This is a genomic window from Cobetia amphilecti (assembly GCF_020217465.1).
Lineage (GTDB): Bacteria > Pseudomonadota > Gammaproteobacteria > Pseudomonadales > Halomonadaceae > Cobetia > Cobetia amphilecti.
In genome coordinates, this window is sequence record NZ_CP084115.1 from 2,790,807 (window position 1) to 2,813,507 (window position 22,701).

General features: G+C 64.1%; 19 protein-coding genes. 12 read left to right on the plus strand and 7 right to left on the minus strand.

Going from position 1 to position 22,701, the window contains the following annotated elements; translation table 11 throughout:
- Positions 1-164: 164 nt before the first annotated feature.
- The gene (gene metG, locus LCW13_RS11700; protein ID WP_225346968.1) at positions 165-2,216 is read left to right on the plus strand and encodes a methionine--tRNA ligase; all 2,052 of its coding nucleotides are present in this window, start codon (positions 165-167) and stop codon (positions 2,214-2,216) included.
- A 124-nt stretch (positions 2,217-2,340) separates the two neighbouring features.
- Here the strand turns inward: metG and LCW13_RS11705 are convergent, their stop codons facing one another.
- Entirely contained in the window at positions 2,341-2,847 is a 507-nt protein-coding gene (locus LCW13_RS11705) for a DUF3465 domain-containing protein (RefSeq protein WP_043334103.1), read from the minus strand.
- 29 nt (positions 2,848-2,876) lie between these two features.
- Here LCW13_RS11705 and LCW13_RS11710 point away from each other — a divergent pair, with 29 nt between their 5' ends.
- From LCW13_RS11710 to LCW13_RS11755, 10 genes are all read left to right on the plus strand, one after another.
- Positions 2,877-3,167 (plus strand): hypothetical protein, encoded by a 291-nt coding sequence (locus LCW13_RS11710; protein ID WP_225346969.1) that lies wholly within the window; start codon positions 2,877-2,879, stop codon positions 3,165-3,167.
- Between the two features lie 16 nt (positions 3,168-3,183).
- Positions 3,184-3,765, plus strand: a complete 582-nt coding sequence (rsxA, locus tag LCW13_RS11715; RefSeq protein WP_043334102.1) for an electron transport complex subunit RsxA — start codon at positions 3,184-3,186, stop codon at positions 3,763-3,765.
- A 1-nt stretch (position 3,766) separates the two neighbouring features.
- The gene (gene rsxB, locus LCW13_RS11720) at positions 3,767-4,405 is read left to right on the plus strand and encodes an electron transport complex subunit RsxB (protein ID WP_225346970.1); all 639 of its coding nucleotides are present in this window, start codon (positions 3,767-3,769) and stop codon (positions 4,403-4,405) included.
- Positions 4,405-7,422 carry an electron transport complex subunit RsxC gene (gene rsxC, locus LCW13_RS11725; RefSeq protein ID WP_225346971.1) on the plus strand — a complete coding sequence of 1,006 codons (3,018 nt, stop codon included), beginning with the start codon at positions 4,405-4,407 and terminating at the stop codon, positions 7,420-7,422. Before rsxB ends, rsxC begins: the two co-directional genes overlap by 1 nt.
- 91 nt (positions 7,423-7,513) lie before the next feature.
- Positions 7,514-8,554: an electron transport complex subunit RsxD gene (rsxD, locus tag LCW13_RS11730; protein ID WP_225346972.1), complete on the plus strand. Its 1,041-nt coding sequence runs from the start codon at positions 7,514-7,516 to the stop codon at positions 8,552-8,554.
- A complete protein-coding gene (gene rsxG, locus LCW13_RS11735; protein WP_225346973.1) occupies positions 8,551-9,330 on the plus strand; it encodes an electron transport complex subunit RsxG in 780 nt (259 codons plus the stop codon). Before rsxD ends, rsxG begins: the two co-directional genes overlap by 4 nt.
- Positions 9,323-10,033, plus strand: a complete 711-nt coding sequence (locus LCW13_RS11740) for an electron transport complex subunit E (RefSeq protein ID WP_043334099.1) — start codon at positions 9,323-9,325, stop codon at positions 10,031-10,033. The genes rsxG and LCW13_RS11740 overlap by 8 nt, the downstream gene beginning before the upstream one ends.
- 90 nt (positions 10,034-10,123) lie before the next feature.
- Positions 10,124-10,759, plus strand: coding sequence for an endonuclease III (nth, locus tag LCW13_RS11745; RefSeq protein ID WP_225346974.1), 636 nt, complete (start codon positions 10,124-10,126; stop codon positions 10,757-10,759).
- 230 nt (positions 10,760-10,989) lie between these two features.
- Positions 10,990-13,197: an EAL domain-containing protein gene (locus LCW13_RS11750; RefSeq protein ID WP_225346975.1), complete on the plus strand. Its 2,208-nt coding sequence runs from the start codon at positions 10,990-10,992 to the stop codon at positions 13,195-13,197.
- A gap of 61 nt (positions 13,198-13,258) precedes the next feature.
- Positions 13,259-13,546, plus strand: a complete 288-nt coding sequence (locus LCW13_RS11755) for a hypothetical protein (RefSeq protein WP_043334097.1) — start codon at positions 13,259-13,261, stop codon at positions 13,544-13,546.
- Between the two features lie 185 nt (positions 13,547-13,731).
- Here the strand turns inward: LCW13_RS11755 and pepN are convergent, their stop codons facing one another.
- The 6 genes from pepN to LCW13_RS11785 all read right to left on the minus strand — a co-directional run bounded on the left by pepN (position 13,732) and on the right by LCW13_RS11785 (position 20,884).
- Positions 13,732-16,383: an aminopeptidase N gene (pepN, locus tag LCW13_RS11760; RefSeq protein WP_225346976.1), complete on the minus strand. Its 2,652-nt coding sequence runs from the start codon at positions 16,381-16,383 to the stop codon at positions 13,732-13,734.
- 99 nt (positions 16,384-16,482) lie between these two features.
- A complete protein-coding gene (locus tag LCW13_RS11765) occupies positions 16,483-16,908 on the minus strand; it encodes a YbaN family protein (protein ID WP_225346977.1) in 426 nt (141 codons plus the stop codon).
- A gap of 249 nt (positions 16,909-17,157) precedes the next feature.
- Positions 17,158-18,369, minus strand: a complete 1,212-nt coding sequence (locus tag LCW13_RS11770) for a glycerate kinase (RefSeq protein ID WP_225346978.1) — start codon at positions 18,367-18,369, stop codon at positions 17,158-17,160.
- A 162-nt stretch (positions 18,370-18,531) separates the two neighbouring features.
- Positions 18,532-19,374, minus strand: a complete 843-nt coding sequence (locus LCW13_RS11775) for a CvfB family protein (protein WP_175089419.1) — start codon at positions 19,372-19,374, stop codon at positions 18,532-18,534.
- Between the two features lie 301 nt (positions 19,375-19,675).
- Positions 19,676-20,164, minus strand: a complete 489-nt coding sequence (locus LCW13_RS11780; protein ID WP_054556286.1) for a YajQ family cyclic di-GMP-binding protein — start codon at positions 20,162-20,164, stop codon at positions 19,676-19,678.
- 78 nt (positions 20,165-20,242) lie between these two features.
- Positions 20,243-20,884, minus strand: coding sequence for a GNAT family N-acetyltransferase (locus LCW13_RS11785; RefSeq protein WP_225346979.1), 642 nt, complete (start codon positions 20,882-20,884; stop codon positions 20,243-20,245).
- A 168-nt stretch (positions 20,885-21,052) separates the two neighbouring features.
- Between LCW13_RS11785 and LCW13_RS11790 the strand changes: the two genes are divergently transcribed.
- The gene (locus LCW13_RS11790; RefSeq protein ID WP_318527660.1) at positions 21,053-22,648 is read left to right on the plus strand and encodes a RimK family protein; all 1,596 of its coding nucleotides are present in this window, start codon (positions 21,053-21,055) and stop codon (positions 22,646-22,648) included.
- Positions 22,649-22,701: the final 53 nt, after the last annotated feature.

The window sequence follows — 22,701 nt, forward strand, 5'->3', positions numbered from 1 at the left end:
CCAGCGTTGCCGGTGACGCGACGCGCCCTTCGCGCCGCCCGCACCTTCGCGATATAGTAGCGCCCATCCCGACGGGGCGATGCGTTCGCCCCTTATCACGAGTCATCCCGGCGAGTGGCTGCGCAGTGCGCAGCAGGCGCCCTTTACCGTCAAGACGAGGCCTCATGTCAGCGCGCAAGATTCTGGTTACCAGTGCCCTGCCCTATGCCAATGGGTCGATCCACCTGGGTCACCTGCTTGAGTACATCCAGACCGACATCTGGGTACGCTTCCAGAAAAGCCGTGGCCACGAATGCCATTACGTGTGCGCCGATGATGCCCACGGCACCGCCATCATGCTGCGTGCCGAGCAGGAAGGTATCACCGCCGAGCAGCTGATCCAGCGTGTGAGTGACGAGCATCAGGCCGACTTCGCCAAGTTCGGCGTCGGCTTTGACAACTATCACTCCACCCACTCGCCGGAAAACCGCGCCCACAGCGAGCGCATCTATCTGGCGCTGCGCGATGCCGGTCATATCGCCACACGCGATATCGAGCAGATGTTCGATCCGGTCAAGGGCCTGTTCCTCGCCGACCGCTTCATCAAGGGCACCTGCCCGAAGTGCAAGACCGAAGACCAGTACGGCGACAACTGTGAAGCCTGCGGCGCGGCCTACACGCCGGCCGAGCTGATCGATCCGGTCTCGGCCATCTCCGGCGCCACGCCGGAAATGCGCACGTCCACCCACTACTTCTTCAAGCTGCCGAACTTCGCCGATTTCCTGCAGGAGTGGACCAAGAGCGGCCGTGTGCAGAGCCAGATTTCCAACAAGCTGCAGGAATGGTTCGAGGCGGGTCTGGCCGAGTGGGACATCTCCCGCGATGCGCCCTACTTCGGCTTCGAGATTCCCGACGCGCCGGGCAAGTACTTCTACGTGTGGCTGGACGCGCCGATCGGCTACCTCGCCAGCTTCCAGAACCTGTGCGAGAAGCAGGGCATCGACTTCGACAGCTACTGGAAGGCTGATTCCGACGCCGAGGTCTATCACTTCATCGGCAAGGACATCGTCTACTTCCACGCCCTGTTCTGGCCGGCGATGCTGGAAGGTGCCGGCATGCGCACCCCGACTGGCGTCAACTGCCACGGTTTCGTGACCGTCAATGGCGCCAAGATGTCCAAGTCGCGCGGCACCTTCATCAAGGCCGACACCTATGCGCAGTTCCTCAACCCGGAATACCTGCGCTACTACTTCGCCGCCAAGCTGACCTCCGGCGTCGATGATCTCGACCTCAACCTCGACGACTTCACCGCCCGCGTGAATTCCGACCTGGTCGGCAAGGTGGTCAACATCGCCAGCCGCTGCGCCGGTTTCGTCAAGAAGTTCGGCGACGGCAAGCTGTCCGCCACCTGCGCCGAGCCGGAGCTGGTCGAGCGCTTCATCGCCGCTGGCGAAGGCATCGCAGCGGACTTCGAAGCCCGTGAATTCGCGCGCGCCATGCGCAAGGTGATGGAGCTGGCCGATGAAGCCAACACCTACATCGCCGACAAGGCGCCGTGGGCGATGGCCAAGGAAGACGGCCGCGAGCAGGAAGTGCTCGACGTCTGCTCCGTGGGTATCAACCTGTTCCGCCAGCTGATGGTCTATCTGGCGCCGGTGATTCCGGAGCTGACCGACAAGGCACGCGACTTCCTGAACCTCGAGAGCCTCGACTGGGCCAGCCGTGAAAGCGTGCTGACCGATCATGCGATCAACAAGTTCAAGCCGCTGCTGACGCGCGTCGAGCCGGAGCGCATCGACAAGATGCTCGAAGCCTCGCGCGAAGTGCTGGTCGAGGAGCAGAAGATCAAGGACGGCACCGCCAAGGCAGAAGCCGCGGCCGCGCCGAGCCCGCTCGACACCGACCCGATCGCCGACGAGATCGACTTCGACACCTTCATGAAGACCGACCTGCGCGTGGCGAAGATCGTCAAGGCGGAGCACGTCGAGAAGGCGGCCAAGCTGCTCAAGCTGACGCTGGATATCGGTGGCGAGACACGCACCGTGTTCTCCGGCATCAAGTCCGCCTACGCGCCGGAAGCGCTGGAAGGTCGCCTGACGGTGATGGTCGCCAACCTGGCGCCGCGCAAGATGCGCTTCGGCGTGTCAGAGGGCATGGTGCTGGCTGCCGGTGACGACGAAGGCATCTACCTGCTGGAGCCGCACACCGGCGCCAAGCCGGGTCAGCGCGTCACTTGATCCACTGATGATGCGCCGAGGGCTCTTTGCGATACCACGCTGAGGGCTCTTCAGCACAACGCCCCGCCAGAGACTCTCTGGCGGGGCGTTGTCGTTCATGCGTCACATCCGGTCAGCGGGACGGCTACTCATAGCGACGACCGGCATGCTCCAGCCAGCCATCCACATGACGGCCACCGGGATCATGATGCGTCCAGTGGATCACGCCGCCCTTGTCGGTCCACTCATATTCCCCGTAGAAGCCGATGCGATCACCGACCTGAAGACTGTCGATGCGTGGCGCGAGGTCGATGTTGTGCGCCACCAGAATGGTGGTGCCGCCCGCGACCCGGATCAGGAACTTCTGATGACGGCTGCCCTTGAGATCATCCCTGAGCAGACGCGTCACCTCACCCACGCCCCGCACCTGCACATCACTCTGCTGGGCACTGATGGCGCGCCTGAGTCGGCTCTCGTCCGCCGAGGAGGCGCCTTCCCCCTGCGTCGCCTCGGCCTGCGGCGACTGGAAGTCATTCCACAGCTGGGAGAGCGAGAAATTGCCATTGCCCGTCAGCTGCGAGATGCCCGCCATCGCCACCACCAGGATAATGACCCATAACGGCCGACGGCCGCGTGTTCCTGTCCTGCGCATATCCCGCTCCTTGTGCCACCCCGGATGACGTGAAAGTCTCTGATCACGCCACAATCAATAAAAGTAATAAAGGAATTCTTCTTTATTACTTCAAGAACCAAGAAAAACGCGAAACAATGGTCGTCTCATGCTGGCAACACTACGCCTCGCTTGCCACGCTACAGGCTGTCGGCCAGCAGCATCTTGCGTATAATACCGCCGCGCTCGACGATCCCCTGCCCTGCAGCTTCCTGACAGCTTGCGGCAGCAACAGCCCTGATCGCCTGCGAGTGCCGGTTCATGCATGCCGCGAGCACGGAAGCGCCTTCGAAACACCCTGACCGAGCGACGCCCCTGATGAGTGAATACCTTCTTATCCTGATCAGCACCATCCTGGTCAACAATTTCGTACTGGTGCAGTTCCTCGGCCTGTGCCCCTTCATGGGTGTCTCCAACAAGCTGGAGTCCGCGATGGGCATGTCGCTGGCCACCACCTTCGTGCTCACGCTGTCGTCGATGTGCGCCTACCTGACCTATCACTTCATCCTCGCGCCGCTGGGGCTCGAGTACCTGCGCACCATCGCCTTCATCATGGTGATCGCCGTGGTGGTGCAGTTCACCGAGATGGTGGTCAAGAAGACCAGCCCGCTGCTCTATCAGGTGCTGGGCATCTTCCTGCCGCTGATCACCACCAACTGTGCGGTACTCGGCGTGGCGCTGCTGACCCTGAACCGCAACTCCAGCTTCATGGAAGCCACGCTCTACGGCTTCGGCGCGGCCGTCGGCTTCTCGCTGGTACTGGTACTGTTCGCCGCCATGCGCGAGCGCCTGGCCGTCGCCGATGTGCCGCGTCCCTTCCAGGGGCCGGCCATCGCGATGATCACCGCCAGCCTGATGTCGCTGGCCTTCCTCGGCTTCTCCGGACTGGTGCAGATCTGACATGCTCGAATTCTTCAACGACCATACGCTGATCTCTGCCATCGTCGCACTGGTGGCCATGGCCGTCGTCTTCGGCGGTCTGCTCGGCTTTGCCGCCGTGGCCTTCAAGGTCGAGGGCGACCCCATCGTCGAGCAGATCGACCAGCTTCTGCCGCAGACCCAGTGCGGCCAGTGCGGTTACCCGGGCTGCAAGCCCTACGCCCAGGCCATCGCCGAAGGCGACGAGATCAACAAGTGCCCACCGGGCGGCGAGAGCACCATCGCCTCGCTGGCCGACCTGCTGGGCCGCGAGGCCACGCCGCTGGATGGCGACAGCGACAACACGCCCAAGGTGGCGGTGATTCGCGAGGACGAATGCATCGGTTGCACCAAGTGCATCCAGGCCTGCCCTGTCGATGCCATTCTCGGTGCCGCCAAGCACATGCACACCGTGATCGCCGACGAATGCACCGGCTGCGACCTGTGTGTCGAACCCTGCCCGGTCGATTGCATCGACATGGTGCCGGTCGCCACTGACGTGCGCAGCTGGCACTGGCCGCAACCGGCGGGCCCGACCCGCGACAATGCCAGCTTCAGCGGCAATCTGATCGTGACCGATGCCGCCGATTCTACTGCCACATCTGCAAGGAATGTCGCCTGATGGTTCTGTCGTTACTCAAATCCATGGTGACTTCCTCACGTTCCGCCGCCACTGCGGAGGCGGAACACACACAGAAGGGTCAGGGCGCGCCGCGCGTGTTCGACTTCCACGGCGGTATCCATCCGCCGGAGCACAAGGCGCTCTCCAACCGCGCCCCGCTGGTGGCCGCCCCGCTGCCCCGTGAGGTTGTGCTGCCGCTCAGCCAGCATATCGGCGCGCCCGCCCAGCCGCTGGTGGAGATCGGCCAGCGCGTCAAGACGGGTGAACTGATCGCGCGCGCGCAGGGCATGATCTCCGCCCCGGTGCATGCCAGCATTACCGGCGTGGTCACCGCCATCGAGCCGCGCCAGATTCCCCACGTCTCGGGCCTGGAAGATCAGTGCATCGTGATCGAGCGCGAGGGTGAGATCGATGAATGGGCGCGCCTGGAAGCCTGGCGCGACTGGCGTCAGCAGGAAGCCCAGGACCTGATCCAGCGTCTGCAGGACGCCGGCGTGGTCGGTCAGGGCGGCGCCGGCTTCCCCTCGGCGGTGAAGGCGCGGGTGCGTGAGCGTCACGCCATCGACACCCTGATCCTGAACGCGGCGGAGTGTGAGCCTTACATCACCGCCGATGACCTGACCATGCGCACGCATCCGGAAGCGCTGATCGAAGGGCTCGAGATTCTCGCCAGCCTGATCGGCCCCGAGTGCATCCTGATCGGCATCGAGGACAACAAGCCCGAGGCCGTCATCGCGCTGGAACAGGCGATTCGCGCCCGCCGCGCCGACAAGCGCCTGCCGCCGCTGGATTCACGCCTCGAAGTCGTGGTGGTACCGACCAGGTACCCCTCCGGCGGCGAGAAGCAGCTGATCAAGCTGCTGACGGACCGCGAAGTGCCCAGCCGTGGCCTGCCCGCCGATGTCGGCGTGGTGGTGCACAACCCGGGTACCGTGCGCGCCGTGCAGCGTGCGGTGTGCTTCGGCGAGCCGATGATCTCGCGCGTCGTCACCCTGACCGGTGAGGCGCTGCAACACCCGCACAACGTCGAGGCGCGCCTGGGCACCTCCATCGCAGACCTGCTGCGTCTGGCGGCGCCGGCGCCGACGGGCATCGCACGTCTGGTGATGGGCGGGCCGATGATGGGCTTCACGCTCGAGAGCGACGCCCTGCCGATCATAAAGACCACCAACTGTCTGCTGGCCTCCTCCCCCGAGTCACTGCCGGCACCGGCGGTCGAGCAGCCGTGCATCCGTTGCGGCATGTGCGAGCAAGCCTGCCCGGCCGAGCTGCTGCCGCAGCAGCTCTACTGGTTCTCCAAGGCACGCGAGTTCGACAAGGCCGAGCTCTACAATCTGGCGGATTGCATCGAATGCGGCGCCTGCTCCTACGTCTGTCCCAGCCAGATTCCGCTGGTGCAGTATTACCGCTTCGCCAAGGGCGAGATTCGCAGTGCCCAGCACGAGGCGCGCAAGTCCGAGCGCGCTCGTCACCGCTTCGAATTCAAGCAGGCGCGCATGGCGCGCGAGGAAGCCGAGAAGGAAGCCAAGCGTCAGCAGCGCGCTCAGGCGGCCCAGAAGTCCGCTGCCGCCCGCGCCGATGCCAGCGCCGCCGCAGACACGACTTCGGCCTCGGCAGCCGCCACAGCGGCCGCCGCTGCCCAGCCGGCACCGGCCACCGACATCAAGGCCTTCAAGACGGCGCGCGCCGCGGCCAACATCGCCCTCAAGAAGGCCGAGAAGGCCCTCAAGGCAGCGCAGGATGGCGGTGAGAGCTCCGAGAGCGATATCGCCAAGCTCGAGGCCAACGTGACCGCGGCCAAGACCAAGCTCGCCAGCGCCGAGAGCGCTCTCAAGGCCGCCAGCGAGGCAAGCGAGTCAGCTGCCCCGGCGGCTGCCGGCGCTTCGACAGCCGGCACTGCGACAACCGGTGCGGCTACTCCCGCCGCCGATCTCAAGGCGCTCAAGACGGCGCGCGCCGCGGCCAATATCGCGGTCAAGAAAGCCGAGAAGGCCCTCAAGACCGCCCAGGACAGCGGTGAGGGCGACATCTCCGCCCTCGAGACCAGCGTGGCAGAGGCCAAGGCGCGACTGGCCAAGGCCGAAGCCGACCTCAAGGCCGCCAGCGAGGCCAGCGAGTCAGCTGCCCCTGCGGCGGCCAGCACTTCCGCGACAGGCGCGGCTGCCCCGGCAGCCGATCTCAAGGCGCTCAAGACGGCACGTGCCGCGGCCAATATCGCCGTCAAGAAGGCCGAGAAGGCCCTCAAGACCGCTCAGGACAGCGGTGAGGGCGACATCCCCGCCCTCGAGGCCAGCGTGACGGATGCCAAGTCCCGTTTGGCCAAGGCTGAAGGTGATCTCAAGGCGGCGACCGACGCCGCTGGCGCTGCTCAAGGCGCTGATAAAGGCCCTGTGGCAAGCGCTGCGGCTGGCTCTGCTCAAACCACTGATACAGGTGCGGCTGGCTCTTCTGCCAACGCTGCTGCGCCGGCAGCTGCGGCACCCAGCGCCGATATCAAGGCACTCAAGACGGCACGCGCCGCGGCCAATATCGCGGTCAAGAAGGCCGAAAAGGCCCTGGCCCGCGCCAGCGAGAGCGGCGAAGGCGATATCGAGGACCTGCAGACCCTGCTGGCCACGGCCCAGGAAAACCTGCGTGCCGCCGAGGTGCGCCTCAACAGCGCGCAAGCTGGCAGCACTGACGCGACGCCTGCCGCCAAGGGTGCGGGCGAATTGATTCCCGAGGCGCCCAAGCCCGCCGCGGGTTCTGTCGGGCGCGGCAGCATGGCCAGCAACGTGACGCTCTCCCAGGCCGAGATCGAGGCATCACGCGCCGAGAACCTCGCCAAGCGTCACAAGCAGGTCAGCATCGCGGTCAAGGCGGCCGAGGCGGCCCACCGCAAGGCCGAGGCGGCATTGAGCGAGGCGGATGACGAAAACCGTCAGCGCCTGGCGACCAAGGTCGACCGCACGCGCCGCAATCTGGAACACGCCCGCGAGTCATTGGCCGAGGTGCAGGCACTGGTGGACGCCCAATGAGTGACCTGAGCCCCTCAAGCGTGCCAATGGCGACTCACCCTGAAGCACGCCTCGTGTCATTGCCCATTTACCGCAAGGATCTGACCGTCTCATGAGCCTGATGCATGCAAGCTCCCCCCATGCCCACGGGCCAACCGCCACCTCGCGCGTGATGGCCTGGGTGCTGGCCGCGACGCTGCCGGGTATCGCCGTACTGTGCTGGCACTATGGCTGGGGTGTGCTGTTCAACCTCGTCTTTGCCTGTCTGGCGGGTGTCGCCCTCGAGGCGCTGCTGCTCAAGTTGCGTGGCCGCCCGGTCAGCTTCTTCCTCAAGGACAATTCGGCGCTGGTGACCTGCGTGCTGCTGGCGGTGTCGTTGCCGCCGCTGGCGCCCTGGTGGCTGGTACTGACCGGCGTGATCGCGGCCATCGTGGTCGCCAAGCAGCTCTACGGCGGCCTGGGCCAGAATCCGTTCAACCCGGCGATGGTCGCCTATGCGCTGCTGCTGATCTCCTTCCCGGTCGAGATGTCGCGCTGGTCATCCCCGGATGGCTTCGCAATCGGCTTCACTGACAGCCTGCAACAGTTCTTCGGCGTGATCGCCACGCCAGACGCCCTGACCGGCGCCACGCCGCTGGACGCTTTCCGCAACAAGGGCGAGCTTTCCAGCAGCGAGTTCTGGGCAGACCCGAACCTGCTGCCCGCCGCCAACCTGCTGGCCTGGCAGCAGATGGCCATCGCCTGGGGTCTCGGCGGCCTGGTGCTGCTGGCGCGTCGCCTGATCACCTGGCATATCCCGGTGGCGATGCTGGGCAGCCTGGCGGTGATCTCCGCCATCTTCGCCTTCGTGGATGGCGAGCAACACGCCAGCCCCCTGATCCACCTGCTGTGCGGTGCGGCGATCTTCGGCGCCTTCTTCATCGCCACGGACCCGGTCACGGCGGCGACCTCCAACAAGGGCAAGCTCTATTACGGCGTCGGCATCGGCGTGCTGATCTACCTGATTCGCACCTTCGGCGCCTACCCTGACGCCATCGCCTTCGCGGTGCTGCTGATGAACTTCAGCGTGCCGTTCATCGATTACTACACCCAGCCACGCAGCTATGGCCACAAGAAGGCCCGTCGCGGCATCAAGCTGGAGGACAAGGCATGAGCCTGACGCCTGATCAGCCCGAACAGCAAGCCCAGGCCGCCCAGGGCCTGAAGCACACCATCGCGCGGGCCGCGCTGGGCCTGGCGGTCTTCGCCGTCGTCACCGCAGGCGTCGTCGCCGTGACCCAGATGACCACCGCCGAGACCATCGCCGACAACGAACGTGCCGCCCAGAGCGCGGCGCTGGCCGAGATCATCCCGCCGTCGCTGCACGACAATGACCTGCTCGACGCGGCCTTCGCCCTGCCGCCCTCCCAGGTGCTGGGCCTGAAGAGCGCCGATACCGGCTGGCGCGCCACCCGAAATGGCGAGACCGTCGCGGTGCTGCTGCCGGTAGTGACCGGCAAGGGTTACAGCGGCGATATCCGCCTGCTGGTCGGTATCCGTGCCGATGGCAGTGTGGCCGGAGTGCGCGCCGTCAAACACGCCGAGACCCCGGGGCTGGGCGACAAGATCGAAGCGCGCAAGTCCGACTGGATTCACGAATTCGATGACCAGACGCTCAGCTCGGTGGAGTGGAAGGTGAACAAGGATGGCGGTGATTTCGACCAGTTCACCGGTGCAACCATCACCCCGCGCGCCGTGGTGGGTGCCGTTCGTCAGGCATTGATCTACTTCATGGCGCACCGCACGGCGCTGCTGGCCGGCGACAGCGAGACGCTGACCGCGACCCGCCGCGCCGCCAGGGCCCAGCAAGACATGCAAGCTCCCACCGCTGATGGCACGCTCACGCCATCAGCGCCTTCTGAACACGGCGGAGACGAACCTCATGAGTGATATCTCGCTTGGCAAGATCAGCCGCGACGGCCTTTGGGACAACAACCCGGCGCTGGTGCAGCTGCTGGGCCTGTGTCCGCTGCTGGCCGTCACCGCCAGCGTCGTCAACGCCATCGGGCTGGGGCTTGCCACGCTGCTGGTGTTGATCGGCTCCAACGTGGCGGTGTCGCTGATCCGCAATCTGGTGCCTTCTGCAGTGCGCCTGCCGGCCTTTGTGATGATCATCGCCTCGTTCGTGACCTGTGCCGAGCTGCTGATGAAGGCCTACACCTATGAGCTCTATCAGATTCTCGGCATCTTCATTCCGCTGATCGTCACCAACTGCGCGATTCTCGGGCGTGCCGATGCCTTCGCCGCCAAGCACCCCGTGCTGCCGGCGGCCACCGATGGCCTGATGATGGGGCTGGGGTTCATGGCCGTGCTGGTACTGCTGGGTGGCATGCGTGAGCTGTTCGGCCAGGGCACGCTGTTTGCCGGCATGGAACTGCTCGTCGGGCCGATGGCCGCCGACTGGCAGCTGACGATCTTCCCGGATTACTCCTTCCTGTTCCTGGTGCTGCCGCCGGGCGCCTTCTTCTGCATGGGGCTGATCATCGCGGGCAAGAAGACCATCGATGAGCGACTCGAGCAGCGCCGCAAGGCAGCCAACGCCGATGCGCCCAAGGTGTCGCGTCGTGTGCGTGTGACCGGCACCATCTCCTGAGCCCCTCTCACACAGGCTGTCAGCCCGTTGGCTGACAGCCTGTGTCGACGACGCCCGCTTCCAAGCCCTTACCGCCGTACCCGAGATACCATGAACGCCCAGAAACGCCTCGAGATCTTCACCCGCCTGCGCAACGAGAATCCTGAGCCACGCACCGAGCTTGCCTGGTCAACGCCCTTCGAGCTTTTGATCGCGGTACTGCTGTCGGCACAGGCGACGGATGTGGGCGTCAACAAGGCCACGGCGAAGCTGTATCCGGTCGCCAATACGCCGGAGAGCATCCTCGTGCTGGGTGTCGAGGGCCTGAAGGAGTACATCAAGACGATCGGCCTGTTCAACACTAAGGCCGAGAACGTCATCAAGACCTGCCGCATGCTGATCGAACGGCATGGTGGTGAGGTGCCACAGACTCGCGAGGCGCTGGAAGCGCTGCCGGGCGTGGGCCGCAAGACCGCCAACGTGGTGCTCAACACCGCCTTCGGCCAGCCGACCATGGCGGTGGACACGCACATCTTCCGCGTCTCCAATCGTACGCGCATCGCCCCGGGCAAGAACGTGCTGGAAGTTGAGCACAAGCTGATGCGCCATGTGCCCAAGGAGTTTCTGGTCGATGCCCACCACTGGCTGATCCTGCATGGCCGCTACACCTGCGTGGCACGCAAGCCGCGCTGTGGCAGCTGCATCATCGAAGACCTCTGCGAGTACAAGGACAAGGTCGACCTGTAACGCCGCAAGGCACGAGGATTTGATGACTTCTTCATGATCAGGGGCTGGGTGACTGGGACTTGATCACCAGGCGCCTGGCGGAAGCTCCGTTCCTGCGTGAACTGCCTGCGTGAACTGCCTGCGTGGCCTGCATGCGTGATCGTTGATTGAGCATGAACCCCGTCTCCCCACCTATTCAACCGAGCGGCCACGTAGACTGAGAGCACAGACCGTCGCCTCAGGAACCTGCCATGACCGCACCTTCCGATGCCGGGGATCGCCCCTATCCGCGCCCAGAAGGCTCCGACGATTTCCGCCAGCCTGATGACAGCAGCCTGCACTCGCGCCTGCTGGAGATGTCGCCGCGTCTCGAGGCACTGGAAGCCGAGAACCACCTGCTGCGCACACTGGTCGACACCCACCCCGACATCATGTTCATCAAGGATGCCAAGGGGCTGTTTCGCTACGCCAACCGCACCCTGACCGACTTCTATGGCACTTCACGCGAGGACATCGTCGGACGTGATGACAGTCATTACACCGGCAATACCGAGCAGAGCCACTTCTTCCGGCGCAGCGTAGAGCAGGTGCTCAGCAAGTTCGAGCGCGAGACGGTCTTCGAGGATGCCACCGACGGCACCACCGGCGAGGTCAACCACTTCCGCTCCATCAAGCAGCCCTTCCATGACATTCACGGTCAGCCGCTGGTCGCCGTTCTGGCGCACAACATCACGGCAGAAGTCCGTGAGCATGAGCGCAAGACCCGCCAGATCGACCACATCTATGACACCTCGCTGGAAGGCTTCTGGGACTGGAACATCCTGACCAGTTCCGTGACGCACAATCGCCGCTGGTCACAGATTCTGGGCATCCCGGAGAGCGAGCTCAGCAACAGCCTGGAAGAATTCGCAAGCCTGCTGCACCCCGAGGACAAGCCCGAGACGATGATCGCCATCCAGGACTGCATGGCGGGCAAGACGGCCTATTATCACCGCCACCGCATGCTGACCCGCGGTGGCGACGTGGTCTGGGTGATCGACAAGGGCGATGTCATCGAGCGGGACAGCGAAGGCAATCCGTTGCGCATGATCGGCTCGATCACCGATATCACGCGTATCGTCGAGTCAGAGGCCCTGCTGCACCAGCACAGTCGCTTCGACTCGCTGACCAAGCTGGCCAACCGAGCCACCCTGATCGACAGCCTGCAGCAGGCGATCATCATCACCGACGCCCGTGACACCCACGGCGCGCTCATCTTCATCGATCTGGACCACTTCAAGAAGATCAACGACCTGCTGGGGCATACCACCGGCGACCATCTGTTGATCGAGGTGGCGCATCGCCTGAGCTCCACGGTGCGTGACAGCGACCTGGTGGCGCGCTTCGGCGGGGACGAGTTCGTCATCCTGGTACAGCCCTTGAGCCATGATCCACAGATTGCCTGTCGAGAACTGGATGAGCTGATGGAGCGCCTGCAGCAGGCGCTCAACCAGCCGTATTCGCTCTTGGGCCCACAGTCGCAGCCGCTGCAACATCACAGCTCGGCGAGTCTGGGCAGCATCATGTTCCATGATCGCCATCTGAGTGCGGAGGAGCTCATCCGGCGCGCGGATATCGCGATGTATCGCGCCAAGGAAGCCGGACGCAATCAGACCGTCCGCTTTGATCCCAGCATGCGCGTGGAGCTTGAGCGCGCCGTGCAGCTGGAAAATGATCTGCGCCGCGCCATCGAGAATGAAGAGCTCTACGTGGAACTGCAGCCGCAATTCGATCGGGGGCTCAAGCTGGTCGGCGCCGAGTGCCTGTTGCGCTGGCGACACGCCAAGCTCGGCAATATCTCGCCCTATGAATTCATTCCGCTGGCCGAGAAGAGCCAGCTGATCGACAGTCTCGGCGACTGGGTACTGGAGCAGGCCTGCAAGCTGCTGGAGGACTGGCAGAAAGGCACCGCCTTCGCCAGGCTCTATCTGTCGGTCAATGTCAGCGTCAAGCAGCTGGACTCCCCTCACTATGTCGGCAATGTCGCCAAGGCACTCAGCCAGCACACGCTTGACCCGCAATATCTGCAGCTGGAGCTGACCGAAAACGTCTTCGCCACCGACATGCCCGCCACGGTGGCACGCATGCACGAACTGCGCTCGCTGGGCCTGCGTCTGTCGCTGGATGATTTCGGCACCGGCTTCTCCTCCCTGACCTACATCAAGCACCTGCCCTTCGATGAGCTCAAGGTCGACCGCAGCTTCGTCAATGATCTCGAGAATGACGAGATGAACCGCCGCATGGTGAACTTCATGGTGCAGCTGGGGCGTGAGCTGGGCATGTGCGTGGTGGCGGAAGGCGTCGAGACCCCCAGGCAGCGCGAACTGCTGCTGGAGATGGGCTGTGATGCCCTGCAGGGCTATCTGATGGACAAGCCGATGGCGATCGAGGTATTCACCGCCAAGTATCAGCTCGGATGACAGCGCATCCGCGTCTTTCATGGCACACTGGGGCCTCTTTTCTGTCTGGACATCATGCGTTATGGAAGACTTCTTCAACTGGATCGGCACGCAACTGGGTGCTGCCATTCGCTTCATCGTCGAAGGTCTGGGCGGTTTCTTCGCCAACTTCGATGATGCCCTATCGGGATTCTTCAATGGCCTCACTGGTGAGCTAGGGCTCAGCACTTCGCTGTTCAGCCTGCTGGGATTGATTCTGGGACTTTACCTGCTCTTCAAGGGCATCACGTCACTGTTGAGAGGCTCCATCATCGGCGGGCTATTGATGACCTTCATCGGGCTGACCTTCCTGGGCTGGATGATTGCCTGACGCGCGATGACCCTTAAAGCGATGACCGTGTACGCGATGGTCTTGAAAGCGATGCCCTGACGGGACTTGCGCCAGGCTCGTGACATGAAAAAGCCCCTGCCGATCGGCAGGGGCTTTTTCATGTCAGCAGCAGTCATCGTATCGCGCGATGACTGCCGTCTGTCTTCAAGGGCCAGCTCAGCTGATCAGGCCAGTGCCTTCTCCACGACTTCATACAGGTTGTTCGAGAGCTTCTCGCCACGGATACGCTCAAGCTCTGCCTTCATCAAGTCCTGACGCTTGGCATCGAAACGCTTGTAACGCGTCAGCGGCGTGATGATGCGCGCCGCGATCTCCGGGTTCAGACGATTGAGCTCGATGACCACATCCGCCAGCAGACGATAGCCTTCGCCGTCGAGACGGTGGAAGTTGACGCGGTTCTGGCCGGCGAAGGCGCCGATCAAGGCACGCACCTTGTTGGGGTTGGTCAACGAGAAGGCCGGGTGCTCCATCAAGAAGCGCACGCGGTCCAGCACATCGGCCTGCGGACGCGTGACCTGGATCGAGAACCACTGGTCCATCACCAGCGGATCATGCGACCAGCGCTCGGCGAAGGACTTGAGCGCCGGGTCACCCAGATCGGTGCGTGAGGAGTGTACCAGCATCGTCAGCGCGGCACGCACGTCGGTCATGTTGTGGGCCGCCGCCAGCTGGGCCTGGGCCAGACGCACGCCCTCCTCGTCCTCGATGCTCATCAGATAGCTGAGCGCAGCATTCTTGAGGCTGCGACGCGCCATCTGCTCGAAGGTCGGCGCGTAGTCACCCTGCTGCGCATTGGCGTGATAGAGCGCCACGAAGTCTTCGCGCAGCGCGCTGGCCAGCTGCGCCTTGGCGGTCTTGCGCGCCCAGTGGATGGCATCGACATCGACGACGCTCTGCTGCTCGGCGATATAGGCCTCCGAGGGCAGCGTCAGCATCTCGGCCAGCACCGCACGATCGGAAGCTTCGCTCTGGAGCAGGAAGCGATAGGCGGCCAGCAGGCGCTCATCCAGCTGGGCCTCCTGCTCGCCACGCTGCCAGGCCGCCATCAGGTCTTCAAGCGCTGCCATGGCCAGACGCTGACCGGCATCCCAGCGATTGAAGCCATCGCTGTCGTGCTGCATCAGGAAGGCCAGCTGCTCACGGCTGTAGTCAAAAACCAGCTTGACCGGCGCGGAGAAGCCACGCAGCAGCGACGGCACCGGCTCGGCATCGCCGGCAAGGCCGGTGAAGACGAAGGTCTGCTCGGCTTCGGTCAGCTCCAGCACGGTTTCCGTGCCCAGCGCTTCGCCGTCGAGGGTCAGCGTCAGATCGCTGCCATCGGCACCGACCAGCCCCATGCGCACCGGGATCACCAGCGGCAGCTTCTCCGCCTGCCCCGGTGAAGGCGGCGTGGACTGACGCAGCGTGAGGGAATAGGTGCCTGCCTGGGCATCGAAGGTGCCACTGGCGGCGATGTTCGGCGTTCCGGCCTGGGAGTACCAGCGCATGAACTGGCTGAAGTCGCGGCCGGAGGCTTCGCTCATCGCGCTGATGAAGTCCTCGATGGTGGCGGCGCTGCCATCGTTGCGCGCGAAGTAGAGATCACTGCCACGGCGGAAGGCCTCTTCCCCGAGCAGGTTGGCGACCATGCGCACCACTTCGGAACCCTTCTCGTAGATGGTCAGGGTGTAGAAGTTGGAAATCTCGATATAGGACGCCGGGCGCACCGGGTGTGCGGTGGGGCCGGCATCTTCGGCGAACTGCGCGGTACGCAGCATGGCGACGTCTTCGATACGCTTGACCGGCGCCGAGTTCATGTCGGCGGAGAAGGTCTGATCGCGATAGACGGTGAAGCCTTCCTTCAGGGACAGCTGGAACCAGTCCCGGCAGGTGACGCGGTTGCCCGACCAGTTGTGGAAGTACTCATGGGCGACCACCCCTTCGACGCGCTGGAAGGCGGCGTCGGTGGTGGTATCAGGGTTGGCCAGCACGCAGGCGCTGTTGAAGATGTTGAGGCCCTTGTTCTCCATCGCGCCCATGTTGAAGTCGTTGACCGCGACGATCATGAAGATGTCGAGGTCATATTCGCGACCGTAGACTTCCTCGTCCCACTTCATGGAGGCCTTGAGGGAGTTCATGGCGTGCTGAGTCTTGTCGAGATTTTCCGGCTCGACCCAGATTTCCAGAGCGACGTCACGGCCACTCATGGTGGTGAAGCTGTCGTCATGCTTGACCAGGTCTCCCGCCACCAGCGCGAACAGATAGCACGGCTTGGGATGCGGGTCCTGCCAGGTGACGAAGTGACGACCGCCCTCGCGCTCGCCACGCTCGATGGGATTGCCGTTGGAGAGCAGGATCGGGTAACTGTCCTTGTCGGCGATGATGGTGGTGGTGAACACCGACATCACGTCAGGGCGGTCCGGGTAGTAGGTGATGCGACGGAAGCCTTCGGCCTCGCACTGGGTGCAGAACATGCCCGAGGACACATAAAGCCCTTCCAGCGCGGTATTCGCGGCCGGGTCGATCACCACCACCGTCTCGAGCTCACAGTTGGCCGGCAGGCCGGCCAGCGTCAGGTGAGTCTCGTCGAGCTTGTATTCATCACTGGCCAGCGCTCGCCCATCGACACGCACGGACTCAAGCGTCAGATGCTCGCCATTGAGCACCAGCGGCGGCGTGGCATCACTGCCCACGGCGGCATCGGGATTGGCCTCGAGGGTCAGCACGGTCGTCACACGGGTCGCGGACGGTGCCAGATCAAACGTCAGGCGGGTGTCCAGCACACGCCAGGCGGGTGCCTGATAATCGGCAAGATGAATCGCAGCAGGTTGTGACATCAAAGACTCCGCAATCAGCGCCGCGGGAGAGGACTCCTCACGGCAGGAAGACAGCGGACAGCGAGGGAGCAGACACCTCACCTGCCCGCGATGAAGCGCTCATTCGCGCGGAAGGGATTCGCCACTGACGGCAAGGTTCGCCCCCTCGCCCTTGGGCTCCGGGCGCGTGGCCAGCCAGAGTGCCAGCAGCGACAGGAAGACCAGCAGCGAGACCTTGACGGCCAGCACTGAGACGCTGAACAGGATGATCAGCATCGAGACGGCCAGCATGCTGACCGCCATGATGCGCGCGCGCAGCGGAATGGCGCGTTCGCGCTCCCAGGCCACCAGCGTCGGCCCGATCTGGGGGTGTTCCCGGATATAGCGCGCAAAGCGCGGTGAACCTCGGCTGGCACAGGCCAGCGCCAGCAGCATGAAGACGGTGGTGGGCAGCAGCGGCAGAAACATGCCAGCGAAGCCGATGCCGAAGAACAACCAGGCCAGGCCAAGCCAGCAGATACGCTTCATGCGCCGAAAGATCATCATGTCGGTTCCTCACCACCTGCGGTCACACACCGTGTGCTTCCTGCTATCAGTCAAACGCCAAGTCGTTCATGGGAAAAGTACTTTCTGACTATCCGCCTGATAGCAACTGCGTGCATGGTAACGGGCTTGCCGATATCGCGAAAGGCCACGCCCCCCGCCATGGGGGCCGCGGGCCGCTGTCTGCGGCCGGATTCGACGCCGCAATCCGTCGAGCCGGGCGTGGTTTAGCTGCGGTCAGCCGGGCTGCGTTCAGCTACGCTGAGCCAACTGCCAGAGACGCATGATGGCCTCGCAGCGGTCAGCCAGCAGCTCCGAGGTGCGTGCCAGCGCCTGCTCAAGCGGCATGGCACTGTCACACAGCGTGAAGACGGCACTGACCCCCTCATCATGGGCGGCTTGCCAGCCCTCGGCCAGTCGTCCGGCCAACACGATGGCGGGCACCCCGGCGGCTCGCGCGGCACGCGCGGCACCGATGGGGGTCTTGCCGCCCAGGCTCTGGCCATCCAGACCGCCTTCCCCGGTGATCAGCAGATCACAGCCCGCCAGACGCTCGCTCACGTTGAGGCGCTCCATCACCAGCTCGATGCCCGGACGCAATTCACCATTCAACCAGGCCGCCACCGCGTAGCCCATGCCGCCTGCGGCCCCTGCACCGGCCAACTGCTGCTGGTCTGTGCCCAGCACTTCAGCGCTCAGGCGCGCGAAGTGGGCCAGTCCCGCATCCAGCTCCTCGACCACCGCGGCATCGGCGCCCTTCTGTGGGCCGAACACGGCGCTCGCGCCGCGCGCGCCACACAGGGGGTTGTCGACATCGACCGCGGCAGACACCTTGAGGTTGGCCAGACGTGGGTCCAGCGCACTGACGTCCAGGCTCGCCAGACGCGCGAGGGCCGCGCCGCCTGCGGGCAGCTCATTGCCATCAGCGTCGAGCAGACGCAGCCCGAGCGCGCGCAGCATGCCGCTGCCGCCATCGTTGGTGGCGCTGCCGCCCAGCGTGACGATCAGTCGCTCGGCACCGGCGTCCAGCGCCGCCAGGATCAGCTCGCCCACGCCGTGCGTATCGGCGACCCGCGCGTCGCGCTCATCAGGGCTGACCAGATGCAGACCACTGGCTTCGGCCAGCTCGACGATGGCCGTGCGGCTACCCGGCTGCCAGCCCCACTGGGCGGTGACTTCACGCCCGAGCGGATCACGCACCTGAGCGCTGCGCGCCTCGATGGGGTCTGCTTCACTGGCCGCCGCCAACAACGCCGCCAGCGTGCCCTCACCGCCATCCCCCAGCGGGCAGAGATCGATCTGTGCCTCGGGCAGTACCCGGCGAACACCACGCGCCATGGCTTCGGCGGCATCACTGGCTGCCAGCGCTTCCTTGAAGCTGTCAGGAGCAATCAACAGACGCGGCGAACCAGCAGAAGCGGAGGCAGCAGAAGCGGAGGAGGCAGCAGAAGCAGAGACAGTCATGCAGACATTCCTTGTCGAAAGTGAAGGAGCGAATGGAGGCAACTCAGCACAAGATACCCCCATGATACGCTGTCATTGGTGCCATGCGGCAGCCTGAAACGCAAACTGCCACCCGTCGGTCTCCCGAGGGTGGCAGTGGCAGCACAGGCTGACAGCAGTGACTTACTTGACCAGACGCGTCTCGGTGGGCGCCAGCGTGACCTTGCCTTCGCGCTTCAGGTGACCGATGGCGCGCTTGAAGTTGGCCTTGCTGGCACCGAAGGCTTCACTGATGGCTTCCGGTTCGCTCTTGTCACCCAGCGGCAGCACGCCCTGACTGGCTTCCAGCGCGGCCAGAATGCGGTCCGCCAGCTGCTGATGGCCAGCGGGGCCCGGCGCCTGCGGCGTGAGATCGACATTGCCGTTGCCGTCATTCTTCAACACCCACAGACGCAGACGATTGCCGATGCGCAGACGCGTGAAGATACGGTCGTGGTGCACCAGGCCCCAATGGGCGTTGTCGATGATGATCTTCATACCCAGGTCGGTGCGCGCAGCGACCAGACCGGAAACTTCCTGGCCCACCGCGTAGGTGGCCGGAGTCTTGTCGAGCCAGCGATCCAGACGCATCGAGGCGACCATGCGGTCACTGTGCTTGTCGAGACCGACGTGCACCATGGCGAACTGGCCGGCCTTGAGCTCACGCTTGCGCTCGCCGTAGGGCAGTAGCAGGTCCTTGCCCAGGCCATTGTCGAGGAAGGTGCCGATGTCATTGACCTCGACCACCTTGAGCGCGGCGAATTCACCGACCATGGCACGCGGATAGCGCGTGGTGGCCAGCAGGCGGTCTTCATCATCCAGGCTGACGAAGACTTCGACTTCGTCACCGATGTCGGCCCCCGCCGGAATGAAGGGCGTCGGCAGCAGGATTTCCCCGCGATCCCCACCATCGAGGAAGACGCCGAAGCCGACCCGCTTGGTGATCGTCAGGGTGTTGCGCTGGCCGATAGCGAGCGGAGCAGACATATAACCTCTCTTTGCGCGTTGTCGGGTGCCGAAGCGGCCCGCATGGCGCAGATATTACGTACGAATAGGGTGAAACGCTTTGAAAGCGACGCGTCCGGTCGTCTCGAGTGAAGCACCGGGCTGGACAAGCGTAGCGCCAGCGACGAGACATGACGCTTTCAAAGCGAATCTGTTGATCCAGAAAACAAGCGAATCAGTGACTCTCACGACACCGCAAATCAGCGAATCAAACGAAGACAGCACCGCACGCCGATAGCGAACGGTGCTGAGAATGGCGATCGCCAGGCACTTGCGCGCTGGATCAATCGCGGAAGTTGTTGAACTGCAGCGGCAGCTCGAGGCTCTCATCGCCCTTGAGCAGCGCCATGGCGCCCTGCAGGTCATCACGCTTCTTGCCGGTGACGCGGACCTTCTCGCCCTGGATCTGCGCCTGAACCTTGAGCTTGGCATCCTTGAGCGCCTTGACGATCTTCTTGGCGGTCGGCTGGTCCAGCCCCTGACGCAGCACCAGCTGCTGACGGGCACGCACGCCAGCGGTGTCGGCGTCCTTCTCTTCCAGGCAGCGCACATCGATACCGCGCGCGATCAGACGGCCCTTGAGCAGTTCGATCATCTGACGCAGCTGGAAGTCGGCGTCGGCTTCCAGATTGACGTTCTCTTCCTTCTCGAGTTCGAAGCTGGCAGTCACGCCCTTGAAGTCAAAGCGCGTCGCGAGTTCGCGATTGGCCTGATCGACGGCATTCTGAACTTCGTGCTTGTCGAGTTCGGAGACAATATCGAATGACGGCATGGGAGCGATTCCTTTGAAGCCATGAAGAATAAACAGCGCATCCTAGCCCATGGGGGCCACGCGCGCCATGCCCCTGGCTCAGGCGGCGCCGGCATTCACCGTCGAGGGCGGCCCCGGTTGCGCTTCACCGGCATCACCGGCCGCGAGTTCCTCAGCCACCGGCGCCAGTGAATCCAGCGTCAATGCCTTGCGCATCTTCCAGGCGGCGGCCCCATCGGCATAGTAATCGCGCAGGCGACCACACTTCTCGAAGCCGTGACGCTCGTAGAGCGCGATCGCCGCGCCATTGCCGGTGTGCACCTCAAGATCGAACTGCGTACAGCCCTGCGCGATGGCCAGCTGCTCAAGCGATGTCAGCATGCGCTGGGCAAGGCCGCGGCCACGCGATTCCGGATGCAGGCAGAAGGAATAGAGTCGCGCCCGGCGTGAATTGCGACGAAACAGCACGGTGCCGTAGCCGAGCACGCTGCGCAGCGGCGTGGCGTCATCGCGCTCGACGCTACCGGCCGGCCATAGCGCGGCCATCACATCGTCCACCGCCGCTGCGGACGGGATGACATCGTCATCGGGCTGGATGATCACCAGGGTACGGGCATGGGCACGCAGAATCAGATGGGACAGCTGACGACGACTGAACCAGTCGCTGTCGAAACTGACTTCCTCGAGCTCTACCAGAGCGTCGAGATCGGCCCGGATGGCCGGGCGCAGAATGGGGGTCATGGTGCAGGCTCTCCCGCCTGTCAGCGCCCTGACGCCGTCCGAAGATCAGCGTGTCGCGGGGCGGTAGTAATGCGCTGCATTCTGGGCATGCAGGCGCCTCTTGTCTTGGTCTCTTTGCATGAAATTATTTCACTTTCCAGCCTATTGCGATGACGGGGATTGTTTCTCATGATGCGCGCATTCGGCACCGCTTCGGTGCCCGCCTTGCGAGGCTCCGCAATGTCCCGCCTGCGTATCGTGGTTGACCGTGTGTCTGACTGGCGCGCCTTCTATCCCAGTGATGATGTCATCAGCGCCCATGACTTTCTTTCCGAACTCTCAAGCGATGCGCCAGCCCAGCGCGCCGACGATGCGCCGCAGCCCGCCACCCACGTCATCAATCTGTGCGGTGGACTGGATTATCTGGGCATCGGCTATTACGTTTCGCTGCTGGCCCAGGCGCGCGGCCAGAAGGCGTTGCCGTCGGTGGAGACCCTCAATCAGCTGTCACGCAAGTCGCTGATCGACATGGAACTGGGCGGCATCCGCGTGCTGCTCGAGGAGCTGACACGCAAGGGCGCCCTGCCCGCCCCGCAAGGCGTGACGCATGGGGCTGGCAAGCCGCCACGACTCGACCTGCTGCTGACCTTCGGCGAGAGCGCAGACCCGGCGCTTGCGCGTCTCGCACGCAAGCTGTTCGAGCGCCTGCCCTGCCCGCTGCTGGAGGTGCGTCTTGAAGGCCGTGGCGATCATTGGGTGCTCAAGCGAGTGCGCCCGCAATCCCTGAGCCACCTGGCAGCGGCGGATGAAGACCGCTTCGCCCAGGCGCTCAATCGCCATTCGCGCAAGGTGTGGCGCACGCCCAAGGCACGTCGCCATTATCGCTTCGATCTCGCCATGCTGGTCGACCCGGACGAGGCACTGCCGCCGTCGAACCGTACCGCGCTCAAGCATTTCATCCGCGAAGGACGACGCCTGGGCATCGATGTCAGCCTGATCACCCGGCGCGATGAAGGCCGTCTAGCCGAGTTCGATGGCCTGTTCATCCGCGAGACGACCAGTCTGGATCACCACACCTATCGCATGGCCAAGCGTGCCGAGCATGAAGGGCTGGTGGTGATCGATGACAGCCAGTCGATCCTGCGCTGCACCAACAAGGTCTTCCTGCATGAGCTTCTCAAGGCACGCGGCCTGAGTGCCCCACAGGGTCGCCTGATCCATCGGGGCGAACTGCGCCAGCTGGCCGAGCGCGGTCAGCATATGCGCTACCCGCTGGTGATGAAGGTGCCGGATGGCGCCTTCTCCCGCGGCATCGTCAAGATCGATGGCCCCGAGACACTGGTGCGCGAAGCCGAGCGACTGTTCCATGACTCCGCCCTGCTGCTGTTGCAGGAGTGGCTGCCGACCGAGTTCGACTGGCGCATCGGCGTGCTCGACGGCAAGCTGCTGTTCGCCAGCCGTTACTACATGGCGCGTGGCCATTGGCAGATCTACGACCACAGCGGCGCGCGTACCCGCTCCGGCGGCTTCGCGACGGTCGACCCGAGCGAGGTGCCAGCGGCCGTGATCAAGGCGGCTCTGAAGGCGACACGTCTGATCGGCGACGGCCTCTATGGCGTCGACTTGAAGCAGCTGGAGGACCGCGTGGTGGTCATCGAGGTCAACGACAACCCGAATCTGGATGCCGGCGTCGAGGATGTGGTGCTGGGACGCGAGCTCTACCGGCGCGTGATGCAGGTATTTCTGGCCCGCATGCAGGCGCGCCGCCAGCCCGTACTGGGCTGATACGCCCCGAGCCTATAAGCCTGTAGCAAGCAGCGAGAAACCATAAACAAGAA

Excerpts from the sequence above, each read along its gene's own strand:
- metG (WP_225346968.1), top strand. The coding sequence starts at position 165 with ATGTCAGCGCGCAAGATTCTGGTTACCAGTGCCCTGCCCTATGCCAAT.
- LCW13_RS11705 (WP_043334103.1), bottom strand. The coding sequence starts at position 2,847 with ATGCGCAGGACAGGAACACGCGGCCGTCGGCCGTTATGGGTCATTATC.
- rsxA (WP_043334102.1), top strand. The coding sequence starts at position 3,184 with ATGAGTGAATACCTTCTTATCCTGATCAGCACCATCCTGGTCAACAAT.
- rsxB (WP_225346970.1), top strand. The coding sequence starts at position 3,767 with ATGCTCGAATTCTTCAACGACCATACGCTGATCTCTGCCATCGTCGCA.
- rsxC (WP_225346971.1), top strand. The coding sequence starts at position 4,405 with ATGGTTCTGTCGTTACTCAAATCCATGGTGACTTCCTCACGTTCCGCC.
- rsxD (WP_225346972.1), top strand. The coding sequence starts at position 7,514 with ATGAGCCTGATGCATGCAAGCTCCCCCCATGCCCACGGGCCAACCGCC.
- rsxG (WP_225346973.1), top strand. The coding sequence starts at position 8,551 with ATGAGCCTGACGCCTGATCAGCCCGAACAGCAAGCCCAGGCCGCCCAG.
- LCW13_RS11740 (WP_043334099.1), top strand. The coding sequence starts at position 9,323 with ATGAGTGATATCTCGCTTGGCAAGATCAGCCGCGACGGCCTTTGGGAC.
- nth (WP_225346974.1), top strand. The coding sequence starts at position 10,124 with ATGAACGCCCAGAAACGCCTCGAGATCTTCACCCGCCTGCGCAACGAG.
- LCW13_RS11750 (WP_225346975.1), top strand. The coding sequence starts at position 10,990 with ATGACCGCACCTTCCGATGCCGGGGATCGCCCCTATCCGCGCCCAGAA.
- LCW13_RS11755 (WP_043334097.1), top strand. The coding sequence starts at position 13,259 with ATGGAAGACTTCTTCAACTGGATCGGCACGCAACTGGGTGCTGCCATT.
- pepN (WP_225346976.1), bottom strand. The coding sequence starts at position 16,383 with ATGTCACAACCTGCTGCGATTCATCTTGCCGATTATCAGGCACCCGCC.
- LCW13_RS11765 (WP_225346977.1), bottom strand. The coding sequence starts at position 16,908 with ATGATGATCTTTCGGCGCATGAAGCGTATCTGCTGGCTTGGCCTGGCC.
- LCW13_RS11770 (WP_225346978.1), bottom strand. The coding sequence starts at position 18,369 with ATGACTGTCTCTGCTTCTGCTGCCTCCTCCGCTTCTGCTGCCTCCGCT.
- LCW13_RS11775 (WP_175089419.1), bottom strand. The coding sequence starts at position 19,374 with ATGTCTGCTCCGCTCGCTATCGGCCAGCGCAACACCCTGACGATCACC.
- LCW13_RS11780 (WP_054556286.1), bottom strand. The coding sequence starts at position 20,164 with ATGCCGTCATTCGATATTGTCTCCGAACTCGACAAGCACGAAGTTCAG.
- LCW13_RS11785 (WP_225346979.1), bottom strand. The coding sequence starts at position 20,884 with ATGACCCCCATTCTGCGCCCGGCCATCCGGGCCGATCTCGACGCTCTG.
- LCW13_RS11790 (WP_318527660.1), top strand. The coding sequence starts at position 21,053 with ATGATGCGCGCATTCGGCACCGCTTCGGTGCCCGCCTTGCGAGGCTCC.